15 protein-coding genes and 1 pseudogene are annotated in these 14,307 nt (G+C 69.2%); 3 read left to right on the top strand and 13 right to left on the bottom strand.

The features are described from left to right. Positions 1-12 precede the first annotated feature (12 nt). Both purE and ACFYTS_RS24790 read right to left on the bottom strand, forming a co-directional pair. Positions 13-516, bottom strand: coding sequence for a 5-(carboxyamino)imidazole ribonucleotide mutase (gene purE / locus ACFYTS_RS24795; protein ID WP_357097664.1), 504 nt, complete (start codon positions 514-516; stop codon positions 13-15). Next, positions 509-1,714 (bottom strand): 5-(carboxyamino)imidazole ribonucleotide synthase, encoded by a 1,206-nt coding sequence (locus tag ACFYTS_RS24790; protein ID WP_387307473.1) that lies wholly within the window; start codon positions 1,712-1,714, stop codon positions 509-511. The genes purE and ACFYTS_RS24790 overlap by 8 nt, the downstream gene beginning before the upstream one ends. A 138-nt stretch (positions 1,715-1,852) precedes the next feature. Here ACFYTS_RS24790 and ACFYTS_RS24785 point away from each other — a divergent pair. Beyond that, positions 1,853-2,386 (top strand): annotated as a pseudogene (locus ACFYTS_RS24785) (GtrA family protein); the annotation flags it as partial. Here ACFYTS_RS24785 and ACFYTS_RS24780 read toward each other — a convergent pair. The 6 genes from ACFYTS_RS24780 to ACFYTS_RS24755 all read right to left on the bottom strand — a co-directional run bounded on the left by ACFYTS_RS24780 (position 2,367) and on the right by ACFYTS_RS24755 (position 7,579). After that, positions 2,367-3,083: a sensor histidine kinase gene (locus tag ACFYTS_RS24780; RefSeq protein ID WP_387307502.1), complete on the bottom strand. Its 717-nt coding sequence runs from the start codon at positions 3,081-3,083 to the stop codon at positions 2,367-2,369. The pseudogene ACFYTS_RS24785 and the gene ACFYTS_RS24780 overlap by 20 nt on opposite strands. A 614-nt stretch (positions 3,084-3,697) precedes the next feature. Then, positions 3,698-4,390 carry a response regulator transcription factor gene (locus ACFYTS_RS24775; RefSeq protein WP_387307471.1) on the bottom strand — a complete coding sequence of 231 codons (693 nt, stop codon included), beginning with the start codon at positions 4,388-4,390 and terminating at the stop codon, positions 3,698-3,700. Positions 4,391-4,427: 37 nt separating this feature from the next. Further along, on the bottom strand, positions 4,428-4,835 hold the full coding sequence (locus ACFYTS_RS24770) for a hypothetical protein (protein WP_387307469.1): 408 nt from the start codon (positions 4,833-4,835) through the stop codon (positions 4,428-4,430). Positions 4,836-4,948: 113 nt separating this feature from the next. Then, positions 4,949-6,259 carry a HAMP domain-containing sensor histidine kinase gene (locus ACFYTS_RS24765; protein ID WP_357282143.1) on the bottom strand — a complete coding sequence of 437 codons (1,311 nt, stop codon included), beginning with the start codon at positions 6,257-6,259 and terminating at the stop codon, positions 4,949-4,951. Positions 6,260-6,346: 87 nt separating this feature from the next. Beyond that, on the bottom strand, positions 6,347-7,024 hold the full coding sequence (locus tag ACFYTS_RS24760; RefSeq protein ID WP_040805082.1) for a response regulator transcription factor: 678 nt from the start codon (positions 7,022-7,024) through the stop codon (positions 6,347-6,349). 33 nt (positions 7,025-7,057) lie between these two features. Beyond that, positions 7,058-7,579, bottom strand: coding sequence for a PH domain-containing protein (locus tag ACFYTS_RS24755; RefSeq protein ID WP_357097655.1), 522 nt, complete (start codon positions 7,577-7,579; stop codon positions 7,058-7,060). A gap of 151 nt (positions 7,580-7,730) precedes the next feature. Here ACFYTS_RS24755 and ACFYTS_RS24750 point away from each other — a divergent pair, with 151 nt between their 5' ends. Together ACFYTS_RS24750 and ACFYTS_RS24745 are read left to right on the top strand one after the other, a co-directional pair. Continuing rightward, positions 7,731-8,684, top strand: a complete 954-nt coding sequence (locus tag ACFYTS_RS24750) for an acyl-ACP desaturase (RefSeq protein WP_387307466.1) — start codon at positions 7,731-7,733, stop codon at positions 8,682-8,684. A 77-nt stretch (positions 8,685-8,761) separates the two neighbouring features. Next, the gene (locus tag ACFYTS_RS24745; protein WP_387307464.1) at positions 8,762-10,153 is read left to right on the top strand and encodes a protein kinase; all 1,392 of its coding nucleotides are present in this window, start codon (positions 8,762-8,764) and stop codon (positions 10,151-10,153) included. Between the two features lie 31 nt (positions 10,154-10,184). Here the strand turns inward: ACFYTS_RS24745 and ACFYTS_RS24740 are convergent, their stop codons facing one another. From ACFYTS_RS24740 to ACFYTS_RS24720, 5 genes are all read right to left on the bottom strand, one after another. Continuing rightward, positions 10,185-10,985, bottom strand: coding sequence for a biotin--[acetyl-CoA-carboxylase] ligase (locus ACFYTS_RS24740; protein WP_387307462.1), 801 nt, complete (start codon positions 10,983-10,985; stop codon positions 10,185-10,187). A 64-nt stretch (positions 10,986-11,049) separates the two neighbouring features. Then, positions 11,050-11,295 carry a hypothetical protein gene (locus ACFYTS_RS24735; RefSeq protein WP_387307460.1) on the bottom strand — a complete coding sequence of 82 codons (246 nt, stop codon included), beginning with the start codon at positions 11,293-11,295 and terminating at the stop codon, positions 11,050-11,052. A 245-nt stretch (positions 11,296-11,540) separates the two neighbouring features. Continuing rightward, on the bottom strand, positions 11,541-11,885 hold the full coding sequence (locus ACFYTS_RS24730; RefSeq protein ID WP_387307458.1) for a hypothetical protein: 345 nt from the start codon (positions 11,883-11,885) through the stop codon (positions 11,541-11,543). Then, positions 11,885-12,310, bottom strand: a complete 426-nt coding sequence (locus ACFYTS_RS24725; RefSeq protein ID WP_357282152.1) for a DUF1707 domain-containing protein — start codon at positions 12,308-12,310, stop codon at positions 11,885-11,887. The genes ACFYTS_RS24730 and ACFYTS_RS24725 overlap by 1 nt, the downstream gene beginning before the upstream one ends. 66 nt (positions 12,311-12,376) lie before the next feature. Next, on the bottom strand, positions 12,377-14,170 hold the full coding sequence (locus ACFYTS_RS24720; protein WP_387307456.1) for a biotin carboxylase N-terminal domain-containing protein: 1,794 nt from the start codon (positions 14,168-14,170) through the stop codon (positions 12,377-12,379). Positions 14,171-14,307: the final 137 nt, after the last annotated feature.

Genomic DNA, 14,307 nt, shown 5'->3' with positions numbered 1-14,307 from the left:
GAGCCCGGTGGCTCAGCCCAGCAGTTTGGTCCGCAGCGCCTCGTCCTTCTCCAGGACGAGGGTTTCCAGGTTGGCCTGGAATCGTTCCATGCGCGAACGCAATTCGGGGTTCGCGGTGGCCAGGATGCGCGCCGCCAGCAGGCCCGCGTTACGAGCGCCGCCGATGGAGACGGTGGCGACCGGCACACCGGCCGGCATCTGCACGATCGACAGCAGCGAGTCCATGCCGTCGAGGTACTTCAGCGGCACCGGGACGCCGATCACCGGCAGCGGCGTGGCCGAGGCGACCATGCCCGGCAGGTGCGCCGCGCCGCCCGCGCCCGCGATGATCACCTTGATGCCGCGGTCCGCGGCGGTCTTGGCGTAGTCGAGCATGCGCTGCGGGGTGCGGTGCGCGGAGACCACGCCCACCTCGAAGCGGATCCCGAACTCGGCCAGCGCTTCCGCGGCGGCTTCCATGGTGGGCCAGTCGGAGTCCGACCCCATGATGAGGCCAACCTGGGCGGTGTCAGTCATGGTGCGGATCCCATCCGTCGGTCCAGATCGCGTGCGACATCCAGTGCGCCGCGCGCTCGGCTTTCTCCCGGGTCTCGGCGGCGTCGTCGCCGAGGACATTGATGTGGCCGATCTTGCGGTCGGGGCGTTCGCCCTTGCCGTAGAGGTGCACCTTGGCCTCGGGGAGACGGGCCGAAAGATGGTGCAGGCGTTCGTCCATCGACATCTCGGGGGCTTCGGGCGCGCCCAGGATGTTGGCCATCACGGTGACCGGGGCCAGCGGCTTGGTGCTGCCCAGCGGGTAGTCGAGCACCGCGCGCACGTGCTGCTCGAACTGCCCGGTGCAGGCGCCGTCCATGCCCCAGTGGCCGGAGTTGTGCGGGCGCATGGCCAGCTCGTTGACGAGCAGTTCGCCGGCGTGGGTCTCGAACAGCTCCACCGCCATCGCGCCGGTGACGCCCAGCTCGGCGGCCAGCCGCAGGGCCAGCGCCTCGGCCTCGGTGGCCTTCGCCGACGACAGGTTCTGGGCGGGCGCGATCACGACCGCGCACTGGCCGTTGCGCTGCACGGTCTCGACGACCGGCCAGGCCGCGGCCTGGCCGAACGGGGACCGCGCCACCATGGCCGACAGTTCACGCTTCAGATCCACCTTGGCCTCGGCCATCAGCGAGACCCCGTGCGCCAGCTGGTCCTCGATGATCGGGGTGGCCTCGGCGGCGTCGGCGGGCATCCAGACGCCGCGGCCGTCGTAGCCGCCGCGCACCGCCTTCAGCACGAAGGGCCAGCCGTGCTCGTCGGCGAAGGCGACGGCGTCGGCGACCGAGTTCACCTCGGTGTAGGCCGGGATCGGCACGTCCAGCTCGGCCAGCCTGCGGCGCATGCGCAGCTTGTCCTGCGCGAAGATCAGCGCCTGCGGCCGCGGCTGCACATTGACGCCCTCGGCGATCAGCGCCTCGAGGTGCTCGGTGGGCACGTGCTCGTGGTCGAAGGTCAGCGCGTGCGAACCCATCGCGGCCTTGCGCAGCGCGGCCAGATCGTGGTGGCTGCCGAGCACCAGGTCCGGGGTGACCTGCGCGGCCGGGTCGTCGGGTCGTTCGGCGAGCACGCGCAGCCGCTGGCCCAGCGCGATGGCCGCCTGGTGGGTCATGCGCGCGAGCTGGCCGCCGCCGATCATGGTGACGGTGGGCATCGCGGAGGTATCGAAGGAACGGGCGCTCACGCTGCACTATGTTGTCATGACACCCACCGGCGGCTCGCCCGTGGGTCGCATGACAGGTATCGGCGAGTCTCCCGAAAGGCCGCTGCCCCGATTTGTACCGGCCCGACACAGCCCAGCCGAGAGACGTAGACTCGGCCCGTGTCATTTGTCGATGAAGTGGTCAATCGCCTGCCCGCGCCGCTGCGGGCCCTCGCGGACCGCCATTACGAACTCCTGAAGTTCGCGATTGTCGGTGCGACCACGTTCGTCATCGACCTAGGAATCTTCTACGTCCTGAAATGGACGATCATGGACACCAAGCCCACGGTGGCCCGCATCATGTCGGGCATCGTCGCGGTCATCGTGTCCTACATCCTCAACCGGGAATGGACGTTCGACAAGCGCGGTGGTCGCGAGAAGCACCACGAAGCGCTGTTGTTCTTCCTGGTCAGCGGTATCGGCGTCGGCCTTGCCGCGCTACCGCTGTGGGTCTCGAGCTACGTGTTCGACCTCCGCCAGCCCAATGTGAGTTTCACCGTCGAGAACATCGCGGACTTCTTCAGCGCCTTCATCGTCGGCAACCTGCTGCAAATGGCATTCCGATTCTGGTCCATGAAGAAGTGGGTCTTTCCGGACGAAATGCAGGAACTCCAGGACGAATTCGAGGACCTCGTCAACGAGAACGAGGAACAGCTGGGTCACAGCTGAGGGTGATGGTCAGGCGGACACCGCCTGCCGGATTTTCCCCGATTGTCGCGGTTCCGCCGTGTAAGCGGGCTTGCTGAACCACCAGCGCGAGACCCAGGCCACTGCCCTGCGTCGGGCTCGCCCGATAGAACCGTTCGAAGACCCGCTCGCGATCCGCGGCGGGAATGCCGCATCCGTTGTCGTCGATGGTCAGCACCGCGTGACCGTCCGCCGGGTGCGCCGCGATCTCGATCCGATCCGCACCGCCGTGCCGCACCGCGTTGGTGACGGCGTTGTCGACCACCGAGCGCAGGCCCGCCGCCAAGCCGCGCAGGCGAATCGGCTCGACCCCGTCCGTGCTGATCGTCACCCCCGGATACTGCCGCCGGGCGTCGTCCACCACCTGGTCGACCACCTCCCCCAGATCCAGATCCGCCCAATCGGATTCGGTGGTGAGATCACCCACCGCGAGCCGCTCCAGGGCGTGCAGGGTGGCCTCGACCGAGCTCTGCGCGCTCAGCACGTCATCCAGGATCTCGGCGCGTTCGGTCTCCGACAGCGGCATCGACCGCAGCACCTGAAGATCGGTGCGCATGGCCGTCAACGGGGTGCGCAGCTCGTGCGCGGCGGTCGCGGCGAAATCCCGCGCCGTGACCAACGCCTCGTCGGTGTGGCGGCGCTCGGTGGCGATCCGCCCGAGCATGGTGTTCATGGCTCGCGCCAATTCCGTTGTCTCACTGGCCACCGGATGCCGCGGCGAGTCCAGGGTGAGCCCCTGCCCCAGCCCGGCCGTCGCCGCGGTCAGCCGCCGCAACGGCACCACGGCACGATGCGCCGCCAGCCAGCCGAGCACGCCGGCCAGCGCCACCCCGGTCAGACCGATCAGCACGATCCGGACCCGTTGCCGGGTGGCCGAATCCGAGGCGACCTCGGTGGGGACGGTCAGCGCGACCGGCTCACCGTTCACAGCGACGGTGCGCGAGAACTCCGCATCCGGATTGCCCGGATCGATGCGGGTGATCAGCACGCCGGGCGACGGGGAGGCGGGCAGCGCGGGCAAGGCGGTCGGCGGTTGCGCCGGAGCGCCCGGAACCGGTTGCGCGGGAACACCCGGTTCCGGCATGTGCACGGTGTCGGCGGGGGTCAGCGCGATCGCGCTCACGATCCGGCCCACCTGGTTCGACGCCTCCGCGGGCGCGAACGCGAACAGCACCACCGACATGACCGCCACCACCACCGCGGCCGTCGCGGCGCTGGCCAGTGCCACTCGGGCACGCAGGGACAGGGCCACCCCGCCACGCGGCCGCGGCGTCCGGATCACGGCTCGGCCCGCAGCACGAACCCGACGCCGCGGACCGTGTGGATGAGACGCGGGCACCCGGTGTCCTCGATCTTTCTGCGCAGGTAGGAGACGAACACGTCGACCACCTTGGTCTGGGTTTCGAAGTCGTAGCCCCACACCCGATCCAGCAGCTGCGTCCGGGAGAAGACCTGCCCGGGGACCGAGGCCAGCGCGGCGAGCAGATCGAATTCGCGTTTGGTGAGCTCGAGGGGGGCGCCGTCGATCGCGGCCCGGCGCGCGCCCGGCAGCACCGTGAGCGGGCCGACCGTGATGCGGTCGTCGGAGACGTGGGCGGGCGCGGGGGCCCGGCGCAGCATGGCGCGCAGCCGCGCCACCAGCTCACCCAGGTCGAAGGGCTTGGTCAGGTAGTCGTCCGCACCCGCCTCCAGGGCGTCGATGCGATCGGTGACCTCGGCGCGGGCGCTCAGCACGCAGATCGGGATGTCGTTGCCGAGCGCGCGCAACGCCGTCACCACCTGGACGCCGTCCAGATTCGGCATGTTCAGGTCCAGCAGCATGGCCTGCGGGGCGTCGGTGGCGATGTGGCGCAGCGCGGCGGCCCCGTCCGCCGCGGTCTCGACCTCGAAACCCGACATCCGGAGCCCCCGCGCCACCGAGGTCAGCACCCTGGCATCGTCATCCACAATCAGAATCCGGGGACCGGTCACGGCATCAGACGATACGGGCGCGGACTGAGAAAACTTCTCAGCGAGCCGGATTCAACACGATGGTGTGCGATGGCGAGTGACCGTCCGGCACCGCCACCACGGGACCGCCGGGCAGGGTGACGCCCGGCTCCAGCGGGACAGCCGGAATCGAGTCCGGCCCGATCGGCTCGCCGGGCTGGAGCCGCCGCACGATGACATTGCCGTCGCGGTCCTTGATCACCACCGTGCCCGGACCGGTCGGCTCACCCGGCAGGGCGGGCAGCGCCGGCTCCAGGGGCAGCGCCGGCTGGGTGGCAAGGGCCGGTCCGGAGCTACCCGTATCCGCCAGTCCGGCAATCGAATCCGGGGTGTCCGCGTGTGCGGTCGCGGGCAGCGCCGCCACGGTGAGGGCGGCGGCGCCGATGACACCGGCGGTCAGAGTGCGGCGAACGGTGAACGTGGGCATGGGATCTCCTGTTCTTCGTCGACGATCGCTCGTCGGTTCCTGATGACCGGACCCACCGTAGGAACCGAGTTCTCAGGGCCGGATAACGAAGAGTTAGAGAACCGATAGAAGAATCAGCGCGGCTCGGCGCCCACCGAGATCGGCCGCGACGCCACCCCCGACGAGCCGAGGAACACCGCGAACAGGGCGGGGCGGCGGCGCTGCAGTTCCAGCCGGCCGCCGTCGGCCTCGATGAGCGCGCGGGCCAGGGCCAGCCCCACACCGGTGGACCCCGCCGCCGAGAAGCCGCGGTCGAAGATGTGTGGCGCCAGCTCGTCTCGCACCCCGTCGCCCTCGTCGGCGACCTCCACCACCACCAGCGGTTCGCGGTCGTCCAGGCGGCCCGCCACCGTGCGCACCGACACCGTGCAGGTGCCGCCGCCGTGCATGAGCGCGTTGTCGACCAGCACGGCCAACGCCTCCCGCAGGCGCGAACCGGTCACCGGCGCTTTCAGGGTCGGGTCGCCGAGCAGCACCAGTTTGCGCCCGGCCTCGGCGAAGGGATGCCGCCATTCCGCTACGACACTGCGCAATTCGGCCACCACGGGCAGCGGATCACGTTCGGCCGCGCCCTCGTCGCGGGAGGCGCGCACCAGCTCGTCGATGGCGTCGGTGAGCCGATCCACCTGCGCCATGGCCTCTTCCGCCTCGTGCACCACGGCCGGATCGGCGTGCGCGGACAGTTCGTCCAGGCGCAGCCGCACCGCGGTGAGCCGGCTGCGCAGCTGATGCGAGACGTCGGCGACCAGCGCGTGCTCGCGTTGCAGCCGGCCCGCGATCTCCACGGTGGCCGAATCCAGCACGTCGGAGACGCGATCCAGTTCGGTGATGCCGTGCCTGCGCGGGTCGGCGCGGAAGTCGCCCATGGCCAGCCGGGCCGCGCGGGCCGCCACGTCCCGCAGCGGGTCGGCCACCCGGCGCGCGGTCACCACCGCCACCGCGATGCCCGCGCCCAGCGAGATGAGCACCAGGCCCAGCACCGCGCCGAGCGCCTGCCGCTGCATGGAATGCATGGGGGCGGAGGGGATCTCGAGGCGGAGCGAGCCGTTGATGCCCATCGACCAGGACTCGGCCAGCGGGTCGACCACCGTCTCCGCGCCGATGTCGATCTTCTTGTTGTTCTCCGACTGGGTCGGATAGATGATGGTCAGCTTGCCGTTGGCCGGGATCAGCAGCCGCACCGCCTTGGTGTCCAGCTCGCCGTACACCATGCCGTCGTGCTCCTGCCGCATCACCTCTTCGGAGATGCTGTTGAGCCGGTTGCGCAGTTCGTTGCGGCTGATGTCCTCGACCCACTTCCAGGCCGTGAACGCCAGCGGCACACCGAGAACCAGGGTGGTGAGGGTCAGCGCGGCCACCATGGACAGCAGGATCCTGCGTCTCATCGTCGAGATGCCTCGCTTCGCCGGGGCTTCGGGGTTCGCACGCGCACGGAACAGCACAACAGATCGATCGGCAGAGATTTCGAACGGCTAATCGGTATTGAACCGGAAGCCTACGCCGCGCACGGTCACGATACGCCGCTCGGCCACCGGACCCTCGTCACCGATCTTGCGGCGCAGCCACGACATGTGCATGTCCAGGGTCTTGGAGCCGCGCAGATCCGCGTCCCCCCACACCTCGCGCAGGATGGTCTCGCGCGAGACCACCTGCCCGGCGCGGTCGATGAGCACCTTCAGCAGCTCGTACTCCTTGTTGGCGAGGTTCACCTCGATGCCGTTCACCAGCACCCGGCGCGCCGCCGGCTCCAGCCGGATACCGCCGACCTCCACCGCCTCGTCGCCGATTCCGCTGCGGCGCAACAGCGCCCGCACCCGGGCCAGCAGTTCGGCGAGCCGGAACGGCTTGCCCACATAGTCGTCGGCGCCCGCGTCCAGGCCGACCACGAAGTCCACCTCGTCGGTGCGCGCGGTCAGCATGAGCACCGCCAGCTCCGCACCGCGGGCCCGCACCTGACGGCACACCTCGAGCCCGTCCATGCCGGGTAGCCCGAGATCCAGGATGAGCAGGTCGTGACCGCCCTCCAGAGCCCGCTCGAGCACGGCGGGACCATAGCTCTCCACGGTCACCGAATAGCCCTCGCGGCCCAGCGCGCGCGACAGCGGCGCGGCGATGGCCTCGTCGTCTTCGGCCAGCAGTACTGCGGTCACGGCATCAGCCTACGGGTACGCACCGGCGGAACCCTAGAAGCCGCCGCCGTTCGGATTCTTCTGCACCACATCGAAGACCTGGTGGTAGAGCAGGTTGTGCACCCGCTGCACGTGCGGAATGTCGTCGTACTCCAGCGGATCCTCCGACGCCGACCCGATGATCAGGGTGCCGGTGCCCAGCATGCGGTCGAACAACCCATGGCGGAACTGCACATTCGAGATCCGGTTCATCGGAATGTCGATGCCGGTGTGAGTGAGCACGCCCTGCCGGATCAGCACCCGGCGATCGGTCACGATGAAATGCGTCGATTTCCATCGGATGAGCGGAGCGACGCTGCGCCACAGCACGATCCCCGCCCACAGCGCGAGAATGCCGAGCAGCAGACCGGTTCGGAGACCGTCGTCGGTATTGCGCGCCGCCACCCCGGCGCCGAATCCGGCCAATGCCGTGATCAGGATGAAAGTCACAGCGGGCCAGAACAACATCTTCCAATGCGGATGGCGATGTAGGAGCAGCACCTCTTCGGGGGCCAGTGCCTCCTCCGGATAACCCATGGCGGAACCCTATCCCGCCGAGATGCCGGAATGCCGCACGCGGCACCGGGGACCGGGGCACAATCGTGCGGTTGCCGGTAGCATCGTCGGCACGCGTTTGCCGTTCGTCATCAGCAGGCTCCACCCGGTGTGCAAGACACAGGAGGCGTGTGTGACCCGAGAGTTGACGCAATACCAGATACTTCGCGAGCTCGAGCCCGTTGCCGAAGAGAACCTGAACCGGCATCTGTCGATGGCCAAGGATTGGCGCCCGCACGACTACGTGCCGTGGGACCAGGGCCGCAATTTCGCCGCGATGGGTGGTGAGGACTGGGATCCGTCGCAGTCCACGCTGTCCGAGGTCGCCAAGGTCTCGATGATCACCAATCTGCTCACCGAGGACAACCTGCCCTCCTACCACCGCGAGATCGCCGAGAACTTCTCCCAGGACGGCGCCTGGGGCACCTGGGTCGGCCGCTGGACCGCCGAGGAGAACCGCCACGGCATCGTCATGCGCGACTACCTCGTGGTGACCCGCGGTGTGGATCCGGTGGCCCTGGAACAGGCCCGCATGATCCACATGACCGGCGGCGCGCAGTCACCCGACGAGTGGGGCGGCTTCCTCGACAATGTCGCGTATGTGACGTTCCAGGAGCTGGCCACCCGCGTCTCCCACCGCAATACCGGCCGCGTCTGCGACGACCCCATCGCCGACCGCATGCTGCAGCGCATCGCCGCCGACGAGAACCTGCACATGATCTTCTACCGCACCCTCTGCGGCGCGGGCCTGGATCTGGTGCCGGATCAGGCGATCGACGCCATCACCCGGGTGCTCACCGGTTTCGTCATGCCCGGATCGGGCATGCCCAACTTCCGCCGCAACGGCGCGCTGATGGCCAAGCACGGCATCTACGATCTGCGCCAGCACATGGACGAGGTGGTCGCGCCGGTGCTGAAGAATTGGAATGTCTTCGAGCGCAACGACTTCGGACCGGCCGGCGAGCAGGCGCGTGAGACCCTGGCCGCGTACATGGAGAAACTGGGCAAGGACGTGGTCAAGTTCGAGGAGCAGCGCGACCGCCTGCTCGCGCGGGAAGCCGCCCGCGGGGTGTTGCAGACCGCATGACCGTCACCCGCGTGCGGCGCGGGTGAAACAAATTCGGTTCGCTATGGTAGTCCCCCAGTGTGACGAGAGGAACTCCGTTGGGGGATGGCTATCTGGGCCGGTACCGCCTCGACGAACTGCTCGGCAGCGGCGGGTCGGCGGAAGTGTGGCGCGCCCACGACACCGCGGCGGATCGCACCGTCGCGCTGAAGCTGCTGGCGCCCGTGCTGACCGCCGACCCCGAATACCGGGAACGGTTCGAACGGGAGGCGCGGGCCGCCTCGATGCTGCACGGACCCCACGTGGTCGCGGTGCACACCTACGGCGAGCTCGAGGGGCGACTGTTCATCGAGTCCGAGTTCGTCGACGGCCTCGATATCGAAGCCCTGCTCGAATGGGAGGGGCCGATGGCCCCGGACGCGGCCGTCGGGCTGATCGCGCAGGTCGCCTGCGCCCTCGACGAAGCCCACACCGCCGGGCTGGTGCACCGCGACGTCAAACCGCAGAACATCATCGTGGCGCCCGACGACGTCGCCTACCTGATCGACTTCGGCACCGCGCTGCAGGACGGGCAGACCGCCATCACCCAGACCGGCATGCTGATCGGCACGCCCGCCTACATGGCGCCCGAACGCTTCGACGGCACCGTCTCGGTCCGCTCGGACGTGTACTCGCTGGCCTGCGTCCTCTACGAATGCCTCACCGGCGAGCGGCCTTTCCGGGTCAAGAACCCCGCCCAGCTGATGCGCGCCCATCTGGAACGCATGCCGGAACCGCCATCCAAGCGCTCCCCGGCCGTCCCCGCGGCCCTCGACCGCGTCGTCGCCCAGGGCCTGGCCAAGAATCCGGCCGAACGGTACGCCACCGCAGGCGAATTCGCGGACGCCGCCCGCGCCGCGCTCACCGAGTCCGCGATGCCGGGGACGGTCACCGAGCCGGAACCCGATGACCGGGCGACCGTGAGCATTCCGATGCCCCGCCCGCCGGCGCCGGCGAACATCCCCTCCGGACAGCGCGATTCGCCCGAACCCGACCCGGATACGCGAACAGTCGCGCTGCCGATGGATTCGCTCACCGCCGAGGCCCCGCCCGTCCACCGGTGGACGAAACAGCGCAAGGTCGCCGCCGCCGGTATCGCCGTCGCGGCGCTGGTGCTGACCCTGGGGGCGGCCTGGATCGGCGGGAGCTCCGCCGACCCCGAGCCCCGGCAGACGCGGGCGCCCGGCACGGTCGCGAAAACGCCTATCCAGGAATCGGTTCCGACGACGACCGAACAGCCGGTGCAGGAGCAGCTCCCGCCGCCGGAGCCGAGCGGGCCCGAGGTCCCGGAGCAGCCCGCACCGGTCGTACCCGTCATTCCGCTGCCGACCGTGCCGTGGAACCTGCCCAATCTCCCCGATCTCCGCAATATCCCGGCTCCCGACCTGTGGCCCGACACCAATCCGAGGAAGCCGGGCGGCGATCGCCGCGGGCACGGAAGCAAGCAGTAGCCGGATCCGGGTGCGGCGGATCGGTTTCCGCTCAGTACTCGGCGCGCAGATGAGTGACGTCACCGGCGGAGACGGCGCGGTCTCCGATCAGCAGGCGGCCGTTCTCGTCGATGCCGGTGGCGACGCCGGTGAGCACCTCGCCGCCCGGCAGCTCCGCGCGGACCTGCGCGCCGAGGGTGGCACAGCGTTCCCGATAGGCCGCCGCCAGCTCCGTGATGTCCCAGCCCGCCGCCTCCCAGGCGGTGAAGCGACGCGCGAACTCGCGCAGCATGGCCTGGGCCAGCGCGGTCCGGTCGACACCGGGCGCGCCGGCCAGCAGCAGCGAGGTGCCGTGCGGGACAGGCAGTTCGGCATCGGTGAGCGAGACGTTCAGGCCGACACCCACCACGACCGCCGGATCCGGGCCCACCGCGGCGATCTCGGCCAGGATGCCGGCCAGCTTGCGGGCGTCCACCAGCACGTCGTTGGGCCACTTGAGGACCGCCTTCAGACCGGTCTCGGCCCGCACCGCGTCCACCACGGCGATCCCGGTGAGCAGCGGCAGCCAGCCCAGCACCGCCGGGTCGATGCCGCGCACCCGCACCAGCACCGACATGGCGATCTGCGCCCGCGCGGGGCTCACCCACTGCCGGTCGTAGCGGCCGCGGCCGTGCTCCTGCGCCTCGGCGATCAGCACCAGCCGATCGGCACTCGAATCCGCGGCCCGCGCAACCAGATCCGCGTTGGTCGAACCGGTCGACTCGACCACCTCGATGGCCGAGAAGAACCCCAGCTCCGGCGACTCGGCAATGCTCCGGCGCAGTACATCGGCGTCCAGCGGCGACCTCTCCATGACCCCAGACGCTACCCGTCCCGCCTCTCCGGGCCTTCAGCGGACAGCTAAGTGTCGTCGACAGTCACACTGCCGTGCCGGCGGTTGGGTACCGAACCGATTTCGGACGTACCCCCGGAGTTGCCCCGACCGGCACGAGATCAGTGGCCACGTTGGGATACGAGGAATCCCATCCAGGCCCGTCCGGCTCACAATAGCCCGCGAGCGCGGCGAACAGCTCGGCGAGGGCGCGCTCGGAGACATCGGTGTACGCGCCGTCGTCCGCCTCCCCGCATTTGTCCTCGGTCGCGTCGAATTCCGGGTCGGTCACGGTCGGTTCCGGGTCGCGTATCCGCCACGCGGTGAACGATCCCGCCGCCGCCCGATCAGCCTGGTGTCTGCTCCATTCCCACATAACCGCCTCCCCTGGTCGTCGGTTCCGGATGCGATTCCAGACTGACGCACGACAGGGGCCGGGCACGAGTGATTTTCCCGCGGACGAATACGATCTCCGCTGGTGAACAGGCATTTTCGGGAATTGATCAGGTTTCCGGACCGGACAACCGGACGACGATCTCAGGCGTCGACGGGGTCCAGGCCGAGCGCGCCCGCGGTGAAACGGCGGACCGAGACCAGGCCGTCCTCGAGGGCGGAGTCGTATCCGGAACGGGCCCAGCCGGTCACGGTCGCGGTGCCGTCGGGATGGGGGTGCACGCCGATCTCGGCGACCAGTTCGGCGGTGGTCGGCACGCACACCGCCCACGAGAAGTGGCTCTCGTCGGCCCATTCCGCGGTACGGCGATCCACGTAGCCGGGATCGGTGATGCCGCCGTCGGCCAGGGCCGGGCGGTCGTCGATGCGCTCGTCGGCGCGCAGGGCGCGCAGATACCAGCTGCCCGCATTGATCTCGATGGGTTCCATCAGTCCTCCTGTCCGCGGTCGAGCCGCCGCCGTCGATCCCGGCGCTCGCCCCGCTTGCGGCGTTCCCGGCCGCTCTCCCCGAACAGCACCGCGCCCGCCAGCGGGATCAACAGGAACACCCACCACTGATGCGTGATGAGGAACAGGATCACCGCGACGATCGGCACCACCGGCATGATCCGCTCCGGCGGAATCGAACCGAACGGCATCCGGCGCGGCGCCGGAGCGGGCTTGTCCGCCACCGGTTCCGGCAGATCGGTGAACACCCGCTCCAGGTCGCCGCGGGTCAGCGCCGCGGCCACGACGCCACTGCGTTCGTCGAACTCGGCCACGCTGAGCCGTCCCGCCGCGAAGTGGTCCGACAGCCGTTTCATCGCGTCCTCGCGCTCGACGGTGCCGATACGGATCTCCGGTGGTTCAGCCATGCCACGACATTAGCGCGAGTGGCCGCTCACCTTGCAGGTGAGCGGCCACTCGCGAATTGTCTTGCGTTACTTGATCTCGGCCAGGACGGTGCCCTGGGTGATGGCCGCACCGGCCTCGACCGCGAGACCCGTGATGACACCGGCCTTGTGGGCGGTGACCGGGTTCTCCATCTTCATGGCCTCGAGCACCACGACCAGGTCGCCCGCCTCGACGGACTGGCCCTCTTCGACGGCCACCTTGACCACGGTGCCCTGCATCGGGGCGGTCACGGCGTCACCGGAGGCAGCGCCCGCGCCCGCACCACCGCGCTTGCGCGCCTTGGGCTTCTTGCGCACGACGCCCGCGCCATTGGCGGACGCGGCGGCGCCGACCGAGAACTGACCCGGCAGCGACACCTCGAGGCGACGGCCACCGACCTCGACGACGACCTTCTGGCGCGGAGCCTCTTCGTCCTCTTCGATGGCGACAGCGCCCGTGTAGGGCTCGATCGGGTTGTCCCACTCGTTCTCGATCCACTTGGTGTAGACGTCGAACTTCTCGCCGTCACCGATGAACGCGGGGTTCTCGACGATGTGGCGGTGGAACGGGATGACGGTCGCGAGACCCTCGATCTGGAACTCGGCCAGCGCGCGAGCGGCACGCTGCAGCGCCTGCTCACGGTTCTCACCGGTCACGATCAGCTTGGCCAGCATGGAGTCGAACTGACCGCCGATGACCGAACCCTCGACCACACCGGAATCGACACGCACACCGGGGCCCGCGGGCTCGCGGTAGACGACGACCGGGCCCGGCGCCGGGAGGAAGCCGCGACCGGCGTCCTCGCCGTTGATGCGGAACTCGAAGGAGTGGCCGCGCGGAGTCGGGTCCTCGGTGATGGACAGCTCGTGGCCCTCGGCGATGCGGAACTGCTGACGCACCAGGTCGATACCGGCGGTCTCCTCGGTGACCGGGTGCTCGACCTGCAGGCGGGTGTTCACCTCGAGGAAGGACACGGTCTCGCCCTGCACCAGGTACTCCACGGTGCCGGCGCCGTAGTAACCGGCTTCCTTGCAGATGGCCTTGGCGGAGGCGTGGATCTTGCCGCGCACCTCGTCGGACAGGAAGGGGGCCGGGGCTTCCTCGACGAGCTTCTGGAAGCGGCGCTGCAGCGAGCAGTCACGGGTACCGGCGACCACGACATTGCCGTGCTGGTCGGCGATGACCTGGGCCTCGACGTGACGGGCCTTGTCCAGGTACTGCTCCACGAAGCACTCACCACGACCGAACGCCGCGATGGCCTCACGAGTCGCCGACTCGAACAGCTCCGGGATCTCCTCGATGGTGTGCGCGACCTTCATGCCACGACCACCACCACCGAAGGCGGCCTTGATGGCCACCGGAACACCGAACTCCTTCGCGAACGCCACAACCTCGTCGGCGTCCTTCACCGGATCCTTGGTACCCGCGGCCATCGGCGCCTGCGCGCGCTCGGCGATGTGGCGCGCGGTGACCTTGTCACCCAGATCCCGGATGGACTGCGGCGACGGACCGATCCAGATCAGACCCGCGTCGATCACAGCCTGCGCGAAATCGGCGTTCTCCGACAGGAACCCGTAACCCGGGTGGATCGCGTCCGCGCCGGCCTTCGCGGCGGCGTCGAGGATCTTGTCGAACACCAGATAGGACTCGGCCGAGGTCTGCCCACCGAGCGCGAACGCCTCATCGGCGAGCTTCACGAACGGCGCGTCGGCGTCCGGTTCGGCATACACGGCCACACTGGCGATACCGGCGTCCTTGGCGGCCCGGATCACGCGCACGGCGATCTCGCCTCGGTTGGCTACGAGGACCTTTGTGATCTGCGCGTTGGCATGGTTGGGCACTGAGCCTCCTGTGCTCTGGATACTTTCGTCTGTCGGCAGTGTAGGCATCGTGCCAACAATGACCGAACCCGGCTAGGGCTACCAATGAGTAGGCCCAGAGAGTGGGCATGCGACTCTCGAGGCCTAATTTTTAGAAC

The sequence above is a fragment of the Nocardia sp. NPDC004151 genome (assembly GCF_042874235.1).
Classification (GTDB): domain Bacteria; phylum Actinomycetota; class Actinomycetes; order Mycobacteriales; family Mycobacteriaceae; genus Nocardia.
Note: the sequence above shows the minus strand (reverse complement) of the source record. Positions and strands in the feature narration are given on the sequence as shown.